The organism is Pseudonocardia humida (genome assembly GCF_023898865.1).
GTDB lineage: Bacteria > Actinomycetota > Actinomycetes > Mycobacteriales > Pseudonocardiaceae > Pseudonocardia > Pseudonocardia humida.
On sequence record NZ_JAGSOV010000040.1, the window covers coordinates 67,526 to 83,427 of the forward strand.

The 15,902-nt window shown below is 77.7% G+C and carries 12 protein-coding genes; 7 read left to right on the forward strand and 5 right to left on the reverse strand.

Translation table 11 applies throughout. The annotated features are described in order from the left end of the window. Positions 1 to 61: 61 nt before the first annotated feature. Positions 62 to 550: a pyridoxamine 5'-phosphate oxidase family protein gene (locus tag KDL28_RS19335; protein WP_252440638.1), complete on the forward strand. Its 489-nt coding sequence runs from the start codon at positions 62 to 64 to the stop codon at positions 548 to 550. 10 nt (positions 551 to 560) lie between these two features. On the opposite strand, the gene KDL28_RS19340 is transcribed toward KDL28_RS19335, so the two are convergent. The 3 genes from KDL28_RS19340 to KDL28_RS19350 all read right to left on the reverse strand — a co-directional run bounded on the left by KDL28_RS19340 (position 561) and on the right by KDL28_RS19350 (position 2,068). Continuing rightward, a complete protein-coding gene (locus tag KDL28_RS19340) occupies positions 561 to 1,208 on the reverse strand; it encodes a class II aldolase/adducin family protein (RefSeq protein ID WP_252440640.1) in 648 nt (215 codons plus the stop codon). 5 nt (positions 1,209 to 1,213) lie between these two features. Continuing rightward, positions 1,214 to 1,549, reverse strand: coding sequence for an STAS domain-containing protein (locus KDL28_RS19345; protein ID WP_252440642.1), 336 nt, complete (start codon positions 1,547 to 1,549; stop codon positions 1,214 to 1,216). 114 nt (positions 1,550 to 1,663) lie between these two features. Further along, positions 1,664 to 2,068 carry an ATP-binding protein gene (locus tag KDL28_RS19350; RefSeq protein ID WP_252440644.1) on the reverse strand — a complete coding sequence of 135 codons (405 nt, stop codon included), beginning with the start codon at positions 2,066 to 2,068 and terminating at the stop codon, positions 1,664 to 1,666. Positions 2,069 to 2,251: 183 nt separating this feature from the next. Here KDL28_RS19350 and KDL28_RS19355 point away from each other — a divergent pair, with 183 nt between their 5' ends. Together KDL28_RS19355 and KDL28_RS19360 are read left to right on the forward strand one after the other, a co-directional pair. Then, positions 2,252 to 2,596, forward strand: coding sequence for an STAS domain-containing protein (locus KDL28_RS19355; protein ID WP_252440646.1), 345 nt, complete (start codon positions 2,252 to 2,254; stop codon positions 2,594 to 2,596). Between the two features lie 6 nt (positions 2,597 to 2,602). Continuing rightward, positions 2,603 to 3,571, forward strand: coding sequence for a DMT family transporter (locus KDL28_RS19360; protein WP_252440648.1), 969 nt, complete (start codon positions 2,603 to 2,605; stop codon positions 3,569 to 3,571). A gap of 317 nt (positions 3,572 to 3,888) precedes the next feature. Here the strand turns inward: KDL28_RS19360 and KDL28_RS19365 are convergent, their stop codons facing one another. After that, positions 3,889 to 4,257 (reverse strand): RNA-binding S4 domain-containing protein, encoded by a 369-nt coding sequence (locus KDL28_RS19365; RefSeq protein ID WP_252440850.1) that lies wholly within the window; start codon positions 4,255 to 4,257, stop codon positions 3,889 to 3,891. A gap of 85 nt (positions 4,258 to 4,342) precedes the next feature. Next, positions 4,343 to 6,286: a 4-alpha-glucanotransferase gene (gene malQ / locus KDL28_RS19370; RefSeq protein WP_252440650.1), complete on the reverse strand. Its 1,944-nt coding sequence runs from the start codon at positions 6,284 to 6,286 to the stop codon at positions 4,343 to 4,345. Between the two features lie 234 nt (positions 6,287 to 6,520). Here malQ and KDL28_RS19375 point away from each other — a divergent pair, with 234 nt between their 5' ends. From KDL28_RS19375 to KDL28_RS19390, 4 genes are all read left to right on the forward strand, one after another. Further along, positions 6,521 to 9,118: a carboxypeptidase regulatory-like domain-containing protein gene (locus tag KDL28_RS19375; protein ID WP_252440652.1), complete on the forward strand. Its 2,598-nt coding sequence runs from the start codon at positions 6,521 to 6,523 to the stop codon at positions 9,116 to 9,118. Between the two features lie 2 nt (positions 9,119 to 9,120). Beyond that, entirely contained in the window at positions 9,121 to 9,996 is an 876-nt protein-coding gene (locus KDL28_RS19380; RefSeq protein WP_252440654.1) for an alpha/beta hydrolase, read from the forward strand. A gap of 64 nt (positions 9,997 to 10,060) precedes the next feature. After that, positions 10,061 to 15,523, forward strand: coding sequence for a SpoIIE family protein phosphatase (locus tag KDL28_RS19385; protein ID WP_252440656.1), 5,463 nt, complete (start codon positions 10,061 to 10,063; stop codon positions 15,521 to 15,523). A 44-nt stretch (positions 15,524 to 15,567) separates the two neighbouring features. Next, positions 15,568 to 15,888 carry a hypothetical protein gene (locus KDL28_RS19390; protein WP_252440658.1) on the forward strand — a complete coding sequence of 107 codons (321 nt, stop codon included), beginning with the start codon at positions 15,568 to 15,570 and terminating at the stop codon, positions 15,886 to 15,888. Positions 15,889 to 15,902 lie beyond the last annotated feature (14 nt).

Consider the following 15,902-nt stretch of genomic DNA (forward strand, 5'->3'; position numbering starts at 1 on the left):
CGTATGCGATCGAGCGGATCGACGATGGAACGTCCAGCCCGGCACCGGGAGCATTCCCGACATGACAGACACACTCCTGGACACCGCCACCCGGGCCGTGGCCAAGCGCTCCTTCTGCACCCTGGCCACCACATCGGACGCCTCGCGCCCGCACGTCGCCGGGGTCATCTACTCCGCGGTCGGGCGCACCCTCTACGTGAGCACGTTCCGCGAGAGCCGCAAGGCCCGCAACGTCGCCGCCAACCCCCGGGTCGCGGTCACCGTGCCGGTCCGGCGCCTGCCGGTCGGACCGCCCGCCGCGGTCCAGTTCCAGGGAAGCGCCCGGATCCTGGACAACGACGACCCGGAGATCCGCGACCTGGCCGCGGCCGGGCGGCTCAAGGCGATCAGCGCGCACGGCGAGCTGGAGCTGGACGGGGGCTGCGTCCTGCGGATCACCCCGGGGCGGCGGCTGGTCACCTACGGGCTGGGCATGCCGCTGCTGCGCTTCCTGCGCGACCCGCTCAACGCCGCGGGCGCCGTCGACCTGCCCGCCGACGCCGCGGCGTGACCCGGTCCACTCAGCGGGGCGGCTGCTGCCCGTACCCGGCCAGCTGCCCGACCACCGCGCCGACCTGCGCCGCGGACAGCTCGCGCACCGCCAGCCCGGTGCTCAGCGCACGCAGGTGCTGGTCGCAGACGTACTCCAGGTAGCCGGCCAGCTCCAGGGCCTTCGCCGGGCCCGACCCGGTGACCACCGCGCCGTGGTTGCCCATCAGGGCGGCCGACCGGTCGCGCAGCGCCGCCACGACCGACGCCGCCAGCTCGTCGCTGCCGAACGTCGCGTACGGCGCCACCCGGACCGGGCCGCCGAACAGCGCCACGTAGTAGTGCGAGGCCGGCAGCTCGTCCAGCACCGCGGACAGCGCGGTGGACGCCGACGCGTGGGTGTGCACGATCGCGGCGGCGTCCGTCGCGGCGTAGACGGCCAGGTGCAGCGGCAGCTCGCTGGACGGGGCCAGCGGGGCGTCGACGGCGGTCCCGTCCATCCGGTGCACGCCGACCAGGTCGGGGGTCAGCCGGGCGTACTCCAGCCCGCTGGGGGAGACGACCACCTCGTCGCCCACCCTGGCCGAGACGTTGCCCGCGGTGCCCACGACCAGCCCGGACGCGCTCATCGCCCGGCAGGTGGCGGCCACGGCCGCGCGGGCGTCGTCGATGGCGTTCATCGACCTCACTCCACCAGGAGCGTCCGGTCCAGTCCAGTGATCTCCAGCAGCCGCCGCTGGGCCGGGCGCAGCCCGGTGAGCACGAGCGTCGCGCCCCCGTCGCGGAACAGCCGGTCGGCCCGCACGAGCGCACCCAGCCCGGCGGCGTCGAGGAAGTCCAGCCCGCTCAGGTCGAGCACGACGTGCCGGTAGCCCTCGCGACGCAGCGCCGAGAGGGTGTCGCGGAGCTGGCCGATGCTGGCGAGGTCGAGCTCGCCGGACAGGTCGGCGGCGCCGCGGACCGGGCCGGAGCCGAGCTCGGACCGCACGGCGACCGCGAACGGGCGGTTCGGGTGGGTCACGTCGGGCTCCGGTGGGATCGGCGCACGCGGCAACGCCGCTGCGCGGCTGGGATGAAGCCGTGCCGACGGTAGAGCGACCCGTCCGGGGGCGGAACCGCCGGACGGGGAACCGGGTCAGCCCTGCTTCCAGCGCATCCGCACGACCGTCCCGGTGCCGTCGTGGTGGACGTCGACCTCGTCGGCCAGCCCGCGGATGATCACCAGGCCGCGGCCCCGCCAGCCGGGGTCGGCCGCGGGCGGCCGCCACGCGCCCTCGTCGCGGACGGTGGTCTCGATGACGCCGTCGAGGTGCTGCGCGTCGAGCGTGGCCACCCCCGCGCCGTCGGGGTAGGCGTGGTCGGCGACGTTGGCCAGCGCCTCGTGCGCGGCCAGCACGACGTCCTCGACCAGCGGCTCCGCCAGCCCGTTCGCCCGCGCCCAGCGCTCGACCTCCTGCCGCACGCCGGCCAGCTGCGGGGCCAGCGGCCCGTCGGTCAGCCGCAGCCGCAGCGGGGGCGGCGGGCGGCCCGCTGCGCGCATACCTGACCTCCGTGGTGGTGCCGGCCGCGGCGGCCCTGCGGCCGCCATCGATCTACCCGAAGCGGAGGGCACCCAACCGGACGGCGCGCCGGCGGGCCCGCTCGGTTAGGGTCTCGCTCAGGTTGAGCCCCTCGGTCGCCCGACCGCTGAGACCCACCCGGCCGGCGGGGAAGGGGCAGTGCGATGCACGGACGCGCACGCCGCCCCGAGCCACCCCCGGCCCCGTTCGAGCTCGACGTCCGCATCGGCCCCGACCAGGCGACGGTCCAGGTCACCGGCGAGATCGACATGGTCAGCGCCGACCAGCTCGCGACCACCCTGCGCGGGCTGCTCGACCAGGGCTGCGACACCGTCGAGCTCGACATGTCCGGCGTCGGGTTCCTGGCCGCGGCCGGGTTGGCGGTGCTGGTCGAGCACGACCGCCGCTTCCGCGACGCCTCCGCCCGGCTGCTGGTCGTGCGCCCGTCGCGGCGGTGCGCGCGCCTCTTCGCGCTGACCGGGGTCACCGAGGTGCTCACGGTCCGCTGAGCCGGTATGGATCCGGGCGGCCGCGCGTTGAGCACGGTCGTGTACTCCGACGGGGATCGACGCACGGCCGACCGGACCTGGCTCGTGGCGGTGGCCGCCGCGCTGTGGGGCACCGACGGGCTGCTGCGGCTACCGCTGGCCGGCCAGCTGCCCGCGGCCACCATCGTGTTCTGGGAGCACCTGCTGATCGTGCTGGTGCTGATCCCGTTCCTGCCCTCTGCGGTGCGGGCGTTCCGCGGCGCGGCGCCACGGGAGCGGCTGGCCCTGCTGGTGATCGGCGTGGGGTCCTCGGCGGTGGCCACCGCGCTGTTCACCCAGGCCTTCACCTACGGCGACCCGGTCACCCCGCTGGTCCTGCAGAAGCTGCAACCCGTGGTCGCCGTGGTGGCCGCGGCCGCGCTGCTGGGCGAGCGGTTCCGCCCCGGCTACTGGGCGTTCGCGGTGCCCGCGCTGATCGGCGCCTGGTTGGTGGCCTTCAAGGACCCGCTGTCGGTGGCGCCGACGGCGCTGGTCGCCGCGCTGCTCGCGATCGGCGCCGCCGTGCTGTGGGCGATCGGGACGGTGCTCGGCCGGATGGTCAGCGTGCGGATGCCCAGCCGCGACGTGACGGTGCTGCGGTTCGCGATCGGCCTGCCCGCCGCCGCGGTGGTGCTGGCGCTCAACGGCGCCCCGCTCGCGGTGACCCCGGCCCAGCTCGGCCCGCTGGCGCTGCTCGCGCTGGTGCCGGGCCTGCTCGGGCTGAGCCTGTACTACCTGGGCCTGCGGGCCACGGCGGCCGCCCGCGCCACCCTGGCCGAGCTGGCGTTCCCGGTCACGGCCGCGCTGATCGGCGTGACGCTGCTGGGCGCCTCGCTGACGGTGACGCAGTGGGTCGGGCTGGTCGTGGTGGTGGCCGCGGTGACGGGCCTGGGGCTGCGGGAGCGGTCGCGGCAGCCGCTCGTCGTGGCGCCGGTCCCCACCGCTCCCGCCCGCTGACCGCCGTCGCGTCCCGGCGAGCGAGAGCGCCTCTCGCTCAACGAGGTTGGCCGAGCGCGCCACTCGCTCACCCGGTCGGAGGCGGGGGAAGTGCGCCTCCGGCGGGCCTCGGCTCGAGCAGGGGCACTTCTCCGGGGGGACCGGCGGGGGTTGCCGGGGAGATGGCGGGTCCGGCAGGGGCCCCGGGGCACCGCGCGCACCGTCCGGCCACCGCGCACACGTCAGGACATGTGCGCGGCGGCGGGTAGGTGCGCGCGGTGACAACTGGGTGCCAGAACGTGGCTTCCTGAACCGGGGGTGGGTGCGGAGGCGCGTGGTCAGAGGTCGTCGGCGGTGCGGAGGCGGTCGAGGAGGCGGCGGTCGCGCTTGGTCGGGCGGCCTGCGCCGCGGTCGCGGCGGGCCACCGGGACCGCGGCCTCCGGCGTCGGGGGCGGGGTGTGGTCGATGAAGCAGGTGGCGGCGTCGGCGGGACCGACCCGCTTCTGGATCACCTTGACGACCTCGACGATCCGGGTGCTGTCCCGGCCCGCGCCCGCCGGGACGCGGGCCCGCACCCGGTCGCCCGCCTGCACCGGGGTGGCCGGCTTGGCCGGGCGGTCGTTGACCCGCACGTGCCCGCCGCGGCACGCCGCGGCGGCGTCCGGGCGGGTCTTGGTCAGCCGCACGGCCCACAGCCAGCTGTCCAGCCGGCCCGTCTGCGCTTCGGGTGCCTGCACGGCCCCGATGATGGCGCGGCCGCCGTCGGGTTGCGACCCCGATACCGCCCGCGCGTCACCGCTCGTCGCGCAGCACCCGCACCACCTCGGCGACGCGCGGGTCGGCGCGCAGCTCCTCCAACGACTCCGCCAGCGGCAGCCGCCAGTTCGGGTACTGGTCGACCGTGCCCGGGAGGTTGGGCTGGCGGACCTCGCCGATGACGTCGTATGGCGAGACCAGCACCAGCCGGGAGCGGCTGCGGGCCAGCAGCGCGTGCATGGCCACGACCAGCTCGTCGACGGTCGGCTCCCCGGGGCCGACCAGGCCCTCGGCGCGGATCATGTCGACCAGCTCGGCGCGCTCCTGCGCGGCCCGCGCCTCCTCGGCGGCGACGTCGCCGAGCAGGCCCAGCTCGGCCCGGGCCCGGACGTGCTCGGCGGTCAGGAACCCCGCCGCCGTGGGCAGGTCGTGGGTGGAGATCGTGGCCACCGAGTCCTCCGGCCACCGCCGGGGCGCCAGCAGCGGCTCCCCGGGGGCGTCGACGTCGCGGGTGAACCACAGCACCGACGAGCCGAGCATCCGGTGCGCGGCCAGGCCCTCGGTGACCTCTGGCTCGACGGTGCCCAGGTCCTCGCCGATCACCAGCGCGCCCGCCCGGTGCGCCTCCAGGGTGAGCACGGCCAGCATGACCTCGGCGTCGTAGTGGACGTAGGTGCCGCGGTCGGCCGACTCGCCCGGCGGTACCCACCACAGCCGCCACAGCCCGGCCACGTGGTCGATGCGCAGGCCGTCGGCCTGGCGCAGCAGCGCGCGGAGCATGTCGCGGTAGGCGGCGTAGCCGGTGGCGGCGAGCCGGTCGGGGCGCCACGGCGGCAGCCCCCAGTCCTGGCCCTGCTGGCTGAACGCGTCCGGCGGCGCCCCGATCCGCACGCCCATCGCCAGCACGTCCTGCAGGGCCCAGCCGTCGGCGCCCTCCGGGTCGCACCCGACGGCCAGGTCGTGCACGATCCGCACGCCCACCTCGCGGGCGGCCTCCTGCACCTCGACCAGCTGGGCCTGCACCTGCTGCTGCACCCAGGCGTGGAAGGCCACCCGCGGCGCCAGCTCGGCGCGCGCCCGCGCGACCCCCGGCGCGGAGGGCGAGCGCAGCTCGTCGGGCCAGCGGCTCCACCGCGCGCCGTGCCGCTCGGCGAGCGCGCAGTAGGTGGCGAACTCCCACAGGTCGTCGTCGGCGTCGGTGGGCTCCGGGCGCCCGTCGGCGCGCCAGAGCAGCTCCAGCGCCGAGCGCTTGGCCGCCCACGCCCGGTCGTGCTCGATCCGCCCGCCCGCGGTGAGCGGGCGCAGCGCGTCGACCTCGGCCCGGGTGGCGGCGTCGGCGCGCCGGTAGGCGGGCAGGTCGGTGATGCGCAGCGCGAGCGCGGTGCCGAACCGGCGGCTCGACGGGGTGTACGGCGAGGGCTGCACCGGCGGCACCGGGGTGATGGCGTGCAGCGGGTTGAGCAGCACGGCCCCCGCGCCGTGCTCGGCGCCCGTCCAGGTGGTGAACTCGCGCAGGTCGCCGAGGTCGCCGATGCCCCACGACGCCGCCGAGTGCAGGGCGTAGAGCTGCAGCATCCAGCCCCAGGCGCGCTCGGGCTCGGGCAGCGCCGGCGGCGCGACGACGACGGTGGCGGTCTGGTCGGCGGTCTCCAGCCGGTACCAGCCCGGTTCCAGGCCGGCGGGCAGTTCGGTGACCTCGCGGCGGGTGCCGTCCTCGCCGACGAGCACGCCGGGCACGGGCAGCGGCCTGCCCCGGTCGGTGCGCACGGCGATCGTGCCCGGCAGCCGTCCGGCCCGGGCCCGCTCGTCGGCGGCGGCCAGCGCGTCGCGCACGGCCCCGGGGCTGCTCGCGTCGACGTCGAGCAGGCCGAGGACGCGCACGACGACGTCCGGGTCGATCACCACCCGCTCGCGCTCGCCGTCGCGGTACTCGGTCGCCACGCCGTGCAGGGCCGCCAGTCGGGCCAGGTCCGTGTCCACACCGCTCCGTTCCCCGCACGCGCGGCGCCATTCCCCGGTTCGGGTGGCGGCGCTGCGAGCATCTCCGAGTTCCTGGTCTGACCAGCGATAACACGCCCGGCACCGGTACCGGGCCGCGGCGTGGGCCAATGCTAGGTTCTCGATCACACGCCGCCGTCGTTCGGTCGGGAGGAGAGCGATGAGCGAGCCTGCGCGTTCGGTGGTACCAGCGGCCGGGCGCGGCGGGGGGCAGCGATGAGCCCGCCGGTCCTCGCCGCCGTCCTCGGGGTGGCGGTGCTGCTCGTCGCGTTCGCCGTCCTCATCGCGGTCACCGTCGTCCGGCGCCGCCGTGCCGCCCGGCCGCGGGGTCCGCGCACGGTGGCCGAGCTGGTCGAGCTGCGGGCGACGCGCGCGGCCGCGGCCGCGCGCGAACCGGCCGAGATCGTCGGTGCGGATCCCGCCGCGGACCCCGCCGCCGATCCGGGTGGCCCCGAGGGGCCCGGCACCGATGACGGGCCGCCCATGGTCGCCGGCGCGGAGCCCGACCGCCACGACCGGGCCGACCCGACCGACCCGACCGAGGGCGGCAGGCACCGGGCCACCCCGGCCCGCCCGCCCACCGTCGTCCCGCCGCCCGAGGCGGACGCCCCGGACGAGATCGAGCTGCCCGCCGCGCGCCGCCCGGTCGAGCCGCCCGCCCGGCGCGCCCCCGCCGCGGAGAACGCCCCGCGCCCCGCCGACGCCGCCGAGCTGACCGGCGACGACACCCCGTGGCGGCGCGCCGCGCTGATGACGGCCTCGGCCGGCTCGCCCACCGCGTACGTCCCCCGGCTCGCGCCCCCGACCGCCGCCCCGCAGGTCGCCGCCCCGCCCGAGTGGACCGACCCCGACGACGCGGACGACGCGGACGACACCGTCTGGTCGGGCTGGGCCGACTGGTCCGAGGTGGACGCCGAGGTCGAGGCGGAGTCCGAGGTCCGCGCGGAGCGGGCCGCGCAGACCGCAGGGAACGGCCGGTCGACCGGGGCGGTGCGGCTGGTCCCGGGTCACGGTCCGCCCGCCGCCGAGCCCGCTGGCTCGGCGCCCCCGCGCAGGCTCACCGCCGTGCCCCCGATCGGGGGCAGGCGCCCCGATCCGGCCCAGGAGTCCACTTCGGACGGTGCGGGCGGCTCCGCGCCCCCGGTCGGGCTGCGCGCCGTCGCCGCCGCCGAGGCCCGCCCCACCGAGCCGGACCCCACCCCGCCCGCCGCGGACGCGCCGCCCCCGCTCCCGATCGCGGTCCCGACCGAGGAGGCCTCGGCGTCGGTCGACGAGACCCCGGCCCCGGTCGTCGTCGACGAGACCCCGCCGGGTCCGACGGATGCCGCGCCCGCCGCGGACGTGGCGCGCCCGGAGCCGGTCCGCCCGGAGCCCGAGCCCGAGCCTCCGACCGCGCCGCCCCCGCTCCCGATCGCGGTCCCGACCGAGGAATTCGCGGTGTCGGTCGACAAGGCCCCCACCCCGGTCGACGAGGCGCCGTCGCGGGCGAACGACGCCCCCGCCCCGGCGCAGGAGGCCCCGGCCCCGGTCGACGAGGGCCCGGCCCCGGTCGACGAGGGCCCGGCCCCGGTCGACGAGGTCCCGGTGCCGGTCGACGAGGTCCCGGTGCCGGTCGACGAGGTCCCGGCCGTCGACCCCCCGATCGCGACCACCGAGGCTCCCGCCGACGAGCGGCCCGAGCGGCCCGAGCGGCCCGAGCGGCCCGAGCGGCCCGGGCGGCCCGGGCGGCCCGGGCGGCCCGGGCGGCCCGGGCGGCCCGAACCGCTCGTCCGGGCGCCGGAACCGCCCGGACCGGTCACCGCCGTCGCTCCCGCCCCGGCACCCCCCGCGTCCCGCCCGCCCACCACACCCGACAGGTGGACTCCGCGGGGGTGGGAGGCTGGACCCCCGCAGGCCCGGGGCGCGTCCGTGGCCGCGCTCCCCCCACCCGCCCCACGCGAGGTCGGAATGACGCCCGTCGAGCCAGCCGAGGCCACTCGGTCCCCGGTCCTGCCGCCGGCCACCCGGGCCGCGGACGCCGATCCGACCCGCACCGAGCCGCCGCCCCGGCGCCGCCCGCTGCGCTCGCCCGCCGAGCAGGCCGCCGAGCAGGCCGCCGCCGACCTGGCCCTGCTGCGCACCTTCGGCTACGCCGACCCGAGGCTGCGCCCGGACAGCGCTCCGGTGGTGTCGCTGGCGAGCCCGCTGGCCCCCGGGCCGGAGCCGGAGCCCGACGGGGCCGCGCAGCCGGTCCGCTTCCGGGTGGCCGGGCACGACGGCGCCGCGGTCGGCCGCGCCACCGTGGCGCTGCTGGACGACCGGGGCCGCCGGGCCGCGGCGGGCGCCGCGGGCGCCGACGGCTCCGGCACCGTCGACGCCCCCCGCCCGGGGGTGTACATGCTGGTGGCGAGCGCGCCGGGGCACCAGTCGGTGGCCGTGGCGATCACCGTCGCCGACGGCCCTATCGACGCCGAGGTGGCACTGGCCCGGTCGGCGTCGGTGGCGGGTGTCGTGTTCGGCGAGGACGGGCCGATCGCCGGTGCCCGGGTGACGCTCGTGCAGGACAGTGAGATCGTCGACGCCGTCGACTCCGCCGTCGACGGCGGCTACCGCATCGAGGACGTCCCGGCCGGGGAGTACGGGCTCTCGGTGGCCGCGGCGGGCTGCGCGCCGTTCGCGGCGCTGCTGGTGGTCCCGGAGGAGACCGAGGTGCGCCGCGACGTGGAACTGGAGTCCGCGCTGGCCCAGACTGACCACGACGACGCCGGGACCGAGTTCCCCGACGTGGCCGACCTGCTGCACGGCGGCGGGGAGCAGCACCCATCCGGGAGGTAGCGGTGAGCGCGAGTGACGCGGTGCCCGACGGCGGCGACGCCCCGGGGGAGCCCCGGGAGGTCGACGGCAGGCTCGACGGCGCCCGCGGCGTGCGCCTCTACTGGCGCGGCCACCTGCCCGCCGGTGAGCCGCGCGGGGTGCTGCTGATCTGCCACGGCCTGGGCGAGCACGCCGGGCGCTACGGCAACGTCGTCGACGCGCTGCGCCCCGACGGCTGGGCCGTCTACGGGCTCGACCACCGCGGCCACGGCCACTCCGGGGGCCGCCGCGCCCACCTGGACGGCTACGCCGACTGGCTGGCCGACTTCGACGCGTTCCGCCGGCACGTGGTGGCGCTGCACCCGGGGCTGCCGGTGTTCCTGCTCGGCCACAGCATGGGCGGGCAGATCGCCCTGGCCTACGCCCTGGACCACCCCGACGACCTGCGCGGCCTGGTGCTCTCGGCGCCCGCGCTGGCCAGCGGGCAGGTCCCGGCGGCGGCCGTGCCGGCCCTGCGGCTGCTGTCCCGGGTCGGGGGGCGGCTGCGCCCGGTCGGCATCGACGTGACCAAGATCAGCAAGGACCCGGAGGTGGTCGCCGCCTACCGCGGCGACACCCTGGTCCACCAGGGCAAGCCGACGCTCGGGCTGATGTCGGCCCTGCTCGACGGCTTCGCGCTGGTCGACCGGGCGGGTGAGCTGACCATCCCCGTGCTGCTGCAGCACGGCGAGCTCGACGTCCTCACCGACCCCGCGGGCACCCGCGCGCTGGACGGCGCCCTGCGCACCCCCGACAAGACCGTGCACTGGTACGAGGGCCTGTGGCACGAGATCTACAACGAGCCGGAGCGCGAGCGCCCGCTGGCCGACCTGCGGGCCTGGCTCGACGCCCACCGCTAGTGGGCAACCAGCCGCAGGTAGACCCCCGTGGCCGCCGGTCACCGAGATCGGGCATCGTGGCGGCGTGACCCGCCCCGAGGACGGTGAGATCGCCCGGATACTGGCCGGCGACGGACCGATCGGCGTGCTGGGCCCGGTGGCCGGGTGGCCGCCCGAGCTGCGCTCCACCATGGACCTGCTGATGGGGTCCACGCACCCGCTGGCGGTGTGCTGGGGCCCCGACTTCGCGCTGCTCTACAACGACGCCTACGTGCCCGGGGCCGGGCGCAAGCACCCGGAGGGCTTCGGGGCGCCGGTCCGCGCGGTGTGGCCGGAGATCTGGGCCCGAATCGGGCCGCTGCTGGAGCGCGTGGTGCGCACCGGCGAGCCGCAGGGCCGCCAGGACGACCGGCTGGTCATGTACCGGCACGGGTTCGCCGAGGAGACCTACTGGAACTACTCGTTCAGCCCGTTGCGCACGGCCGACGGCCGTGTCGCCGGGGTGTTCAACATCACCAGCGAGACGACCCGGCGGGTGGTGGGGGAGCGGCGGCTGCGGCTGCTGGCCCGGCTGGCCGAGGCCGGCCGCGACGCGGGCTCGGTCGAGCGCGTGCTGCAGCAGGTCGCCGCGGTGCTCGACACGGCGCAGTGGGACGTCCCGTTCGCCGCGCTCTACCGCCACACCCCCGACCGCGAGGGCCCGCGGCTGGTGGCCGCGGCCGGGTTCGGCGACCGGGTCCCCGACCTGCCCGCTCCCGGCGCCGTCGGGTTCACGATGGTGGAGCTGCCCGGGGGCCTGGTCAGCGGGCGCGGGGTGCGCTCGACGGTGGCCGCGAGCGCCGTCGTGGCCGGGGCCGACGGCGGTCCGGCCCTCGGGGTGCTGCTGGGGGTGCCGCCCGCGCTGCCGTTCGACGCCGACCAGCGCTCCTTCCTGCAGCTGGTCGTCGACCACGTGGCGGCGGCGGTGGCCGCCGCGGGGGCGGCGGAGGCCCGGGGCAGGCGCGCGGCGGCGATGACCGAGCTGGAGCGGGCGCGCACCGGGTTCATCGCCGGGTTCGGCGAGGAGTTCCGCACCCCGCTGGCGATGATCCTGGGCCCGGTCGAGCAGCTGCGCGACCGCGTCCCGCCCGACCTGCGCGCCGACGTGGACGTCCTGGAGCGCAACGCCGCGCGCATGCTCAAGCTCGTCGACGACCTGCTCGAGGTCTCCCGCCTGGAGGCGGGCCGGGTCGCGGGCGCGTTCGTGCCGGTCGACCTGGGCGCGGTCACCGGGGAGCTGGCCGGGCTGTTCCGCTCGACCGCGGAGCGGGCCGGGCTGATCCTGGACATCGACTGCCCCCCGCTGCCCCGCCCGGTCTGGGTCGACCCGGAGCTGTGGGAGAAGGTGGTGCTGAACCTGCTGAGCAACGCGGTCAAGCACACCTTCGACGGCGGCGTGCGCGTCGAGGTCAGCGCCGACGGCGAGCACGCCGAGCTGCGGGTGATCGACACCGGGGTGGGCATCCCGGAGGAGGAGCTGGACCGGCTGTTCGACCGGTTCCACCGGGTGCGCGGCGTGCCGTCGCGCTCGGCGGAGGGCAGCGGCATCGGGCTTGCGCTCGTGCGGCAGGCGGTCGAGCTGCACGGCGGGACCGTCGAGGTGACCAGCACCGTCGACATCGGCAGCGTGTTCATCGTGCGGCTGCCGCTGGGGTTGGCGCACCTCCCGGTGGACGCGCTGGGCCCCGCGCCCGAGCCGGGGCCGCGCTCGGCCAGCGAGATCGCCGAGCCGTTCCTGGCCGAGGCCCGGCGCTGGCTCCCCGGCGCCGAGCCGGACGAGCCCGCGGTGCCCGAGCTGCTCTCCCCGAGCGGCGCGCCCGGCGGGCGGGTGCTGGTGGCCGACGGCGACCCCGACATCCGCGCCTACATCGCCCGGCTGCTGTCCGAGCACTGGGAGGTCCAGGTCGTCGCGGACGGCGCCCAGGTGCTGGCCGCGGCCGCCGCCGACCCGCCCGACATGATCGTCGCCGACGTCGCCCTGCCCGGACCCGACGACGGCCCCGGCGGTCTGGGCCTGGTGCGGGCGCTGCGCGCCGACCCGACCACGGCCGGGGTGCCGGTGGTGCTCGTCTCGGCCAGCGCCGGGGAGGAGGCCGCGGTCCAGGGCCTGGCCGCCGGGGCCGACGACTACCTGGTCAAGCCGTTCTCGGCGCGGGAGCTGGTCGCCAGGGTGGGCAGCCACCTGCAGCTGGGGCGCACCCGCCGGGCCGCGGAGCGCCGGTTCCGGGCGATGGCCGACGCCACGCCCGCGCTGATCTGGGTGGACGACGCGAGCGGCGAGCGGCAGTTCGTCAACCGCGGTTGGCTGGACTTCACCGGGACCGCCGACGCCGCCGTCGAGCTGGGCCGGGCCTGGCAGGACCGCATCCACCCCGACGACCGCAAGCGCTACCGGTCGGTGCGCGAGGCCGCGACGACCACCGGGGCGGCGTTCGAGGTGGAGTACCGGCTGCGGCACGCGAGCGGCCACCACCGCTGGGTGCTCGACCGCGGTGCGCCGGTCAGCCCCGACGAGCACCCGACGGGGTTCGTCGGCGGCTGCCTCGACGTCGACGCCCAGCACCGGGAGCGCCGGCGCAACCTGCTCTTCGCCGAGGTCGCCACCGCCCTGGACGCCGAGCGCAGCGCCGTCGGCCGGTTCCGGGCGCTGGCCAGGACGCTGGTCGAGCACGGCGTTGCCGACCTCGCGCGCGTGCACGAGCACCGCGCCGAGGGCACCCCCGCCCTGCGCGCGGTGGCCGCGGCCGACCCGGGGGCGGAGCCCGCGCTGCGGTCCTTCCCCGGCGACCTGGGACTGCTGGGCGAGGTGGCGGCCACCGGTCGCGCGCGGCTGGTCGTCACCGGGCCCGACCACCCCCTCGACGTGGGCTCGGGCGTAGTGGCACCGCTCGTCGCGGGCGGGCGGGTGCTCGGCCTGGTCGCCTTGGACCGCACCGTCGACCGGGTCGCCTTCGACGCCGAGGACCTCGACCTGGTCGTGGAGATCGGCAGGCGGGCCGGTGTCGCGGTCGACAACGCCCGGCTGCTGGAGCAGGAGCGGGCGGCCAGCCAGCGGCTGGCCCTGCTGCACCGGGCCACCGCGCGGATGTCGGCGGCGGTCACCTCCGAGGAGGTGGCCGCGATCGCCGCCGACCACCTGGCCACCCTGCTGGGCTGCCGGTTCGTCGGGGTGTGGTCGGCGGCGGGCGACGGCCCGCTGCGGCTGATCGCCCGGCACGGCTGGACCGACCAGGTCCCGCGCAGCTGGGACCACCTCTCCCGACGGGCCGACATCCCGGCGTCGCGGGCGTACCGGGCGCGGCAGCCGATCTGGATCCCCGACGAGGGCACGTGGCTGCGGACCGACGCGCGCACCTGGCCCGTGGTCAGCGGGGCCGGGATGGTCGCGCTGGGGTTCGTCCCGCTGCTGGTCGGCGACCGCTGCCTGGGTGTGGTCGGGGTCGGCTTCGCCGGCCCGCACGACTTCGCCGACGACGAGCGGGAGGCTGCCGTGGCCGCGGTCGAGCTGGCCGCGCAGGCCCTCGACCGGGCCGATCTGTTCCGCGCCGAGACCTCCGCCCGCCGCGCGGCCGAGCGGCTGAGCGCGGTGGCCACCGCGCTGTCGCGCGCGGTCGGCCTGGACGCCGTCGCGCAGGTGGCGGTCACCCACGCCGTCGCCGGCACCCGGGCCCGCTCGGCGGTGGTCCTGCTGGTCGGCGACGGCGGGCAGCTGCAGCCGATGGCCGTCGAGGGCTACGACCCCGAGGAGGCACCGGGCGATCTGCCCAGCGATGCCGACCACCCGCTGTGGAAGACGCTGCGCACCGGGGAGCCGATGTGGACCGCGGGCGGCGACCAGGACGTCTACCCGGTCCACAAGGTCGCGCCGCTGCTGGTCGGCGGGCGGGCGATCGGCGTGCTCGGGCTGCGGTTCGACACCGCGCCCGCCTACGACGAGTACCGGCGCGCGGTGGTGCTGACCCTGGCCGGCCAGTGCGCGCAGGCGGTGGCCCGGGCCCAGCTGCACCAGACCGAGCACGAGATGGCGGTCGTCCTGCAGCGCAGCCTGCTGCCCCAGCAGCTGCCCGCCCTCGACCGGCTGGCGCTGGCCCCGCGCTACCTGCCGGGCACCGCGGGCACCGAGGCCGGCGGCGACTGGTACGACGTGCTGGAGCTGCCCGACGGCGGGCGCGAGCGGATCGCCCTGGTCGTCGGCGACGTGGTGGGCCGCGGTCCGGCCGCGGCCGCCGTGATGGGCCAGCTGCGCAGCGCGCTGGCCGCCAACCTGGTCAACGGGCAGGGCCCGGCCGGGGCGCTGGAGCAGCTCGACCTGTTCGCCCGCCGGGTGACGGGGGCGCGGGCGAGCACGGTGGCCTGCGCCGTGCTCGACCTGGGCAGCGGCGAGCTGCGCTACGCGTGCGCGGGCCACCCGCCGCCGCTGGTCGTCGGCACGGACGGCGCGGTGCGCCGGCTCACCGAGGGCCGCGGGACCCCGCTGGGGGTGACCGGGCGCCCGCCCTACGCCGAGGCCGCCGACCACCTGGAGCCCGGAGCGACCGTCCTGCTCTGCTCGGACGGCCTGTTCGAGCGCCGCAACGAGGTCGTCGACCGCGGCCTGGACCGGCTGGCCGCGGTGCTGGGCGAGCTGGACGGCCCGCCGGAGGAGGTCGCCGACGAGCTGCTCGACCGCATGATCGCCGACCGCTCCGCCCCGGACGACGTGGCGTTCGTGCTGGCCCGGCTGCTGCCCGGGCCGCTGCGGCTGCGGCTGGCCGCCGAGCCGGAGCAGCTGGGTGTGCTGCGCCGGGCGGTGGGCGCCTGGTGCCAGATGATCGGGATGGGCGAGGGCGGTCTCACCGACCTGCAGCTCGCGCTGGGCGAGGCCGTCACCAACTCCGTGGAGCACGCCTACCTGGGCGCCGAGCCCGCGGGGGTGGACGTCGAGCTGGACCGGTTGCCGGGCGGCGCGGTGGACGTGCGTGTGCGCGACAGCGGGCACTGGCGGCCCCCGCCGGAGGACCCCGGCTTCCGCGGCCGCGGGCTGTCGCTGATCCGCGACATCGCCGAGGAGCTGGCCGTCGAGCCGGGTCCCGACGGCACCACCGTCCGGTTCCGGGTGCCCGCGGTCCCGCTGGACGCGCCACCGGGGTCCCGGTTCCCCTCCCCGGCGCACCCGTCCGAGCCCGTGGAGGAGGCGCCGGCGCCGCTGGTCGGGGCCAGCCTGCGCAGGCGGACCGGGTCGGACGGCGTCCGGCTGCACGTCGACGGCGACCTCGACCTGGCCGGGGTCGCCGACGTCCGCGCCGAACTGCTCGCCGAGCTGGGCCGCAGCGGCACCGTCACGCTCGTGCTGGGCCGGGAGTGCTGGGTCAGCAGCGCGGGGATCGCGCTGCTCGCCGAGCTGGCCCGCAGCGCGGACCGACCGGTGCGGGTGCACACCCCCGAGGGCAGCCCGGCCCGCCGGATGCTCGCGCTGGCCGGGCTGGACCGCGTGCTGCAGGTCGAGGCCGACGCGGTTACCGCTCAGTAGCTCCACGGATGCCCGGCCGCGTCCGCGCCCCTAGCGTCACCGCCATGACCACGCTGTACGTCCCGCCGCCCGCCCCGCGCCCGCGCACCGACGCGACCCACATCGCCGGTGTCGCGCTGCTCGCGGTCATGGCGCTGCCGACGATCGGCTTCGCGTTCATGATGGGCGTCTTCGCCCTCGCCTACGGCGAGCTCGGCCTCGTCGCGCTCATCGCCGGGGGCGCACTGGCCGCGACCCTGCCCGCGCTCGTCTTCGGGGTCGCCGGCGCCCGGGCCCGCACGACCGGGAGGGTCCGGGCCTGGCTGGTCGGCTGCGTCGTCGTCGCCGCGATCCCGCTCGGCTGCCTGGCCGCCGTCCTGGGCTGACGCGCCGGGGCGCG

Coding starts and splice junctions, on each gene's coding strand:
- KDL28_RS19335 (WP_252440638.1), top strand. CDS start 62: ATGACAGACACACTCCTGGACACCGCCACCCGGGCCGTGGCCAAGCGC.
- KDL28_RS19340 (WP_252440640.1), bottom strand. CDS start 1,208: ATGAACGCCATCGACGACGCCCGCGCGGCCGTGGCCGCCACCTGCCGG.
- KDL28_RS19350 (WP_252440644.1), bottom strand. CDS start 2,068: ATGCGCGCAGCGGGCCGCCCGCCGCCCCCGCTGCGGCTGCGGCTGACC.
- KDL28_RS19355 (WP_252440646.1), top strand. CDS start 2,252: ATGCACGGACGCGCACGCCGCCCCGAGCCACCCCCGGCCCCGTTCGAG.
- KDL28_RS19360 (WP_252440648.1), top strand. CDS start 2,603: ATGGATCCGGGCGGCCGCGCGTTGAGCACGGTCGTGTACTCCGACGGG.
- KDL28_RS19375 (WP_252440652.1), top strand. CDS start 6,521: ATGAGCCCGCCGGTCCTCGCCGCCGTCCTCGGGGTGGCGGTGCTGCTC.
- KDL28_RS19390 (WP_252440658.1), top strand. CDS start 15,568: ATGACCACGCTGTACGTCCCGCCGCCCGCCCCGCGCCCGCGCACCGAC.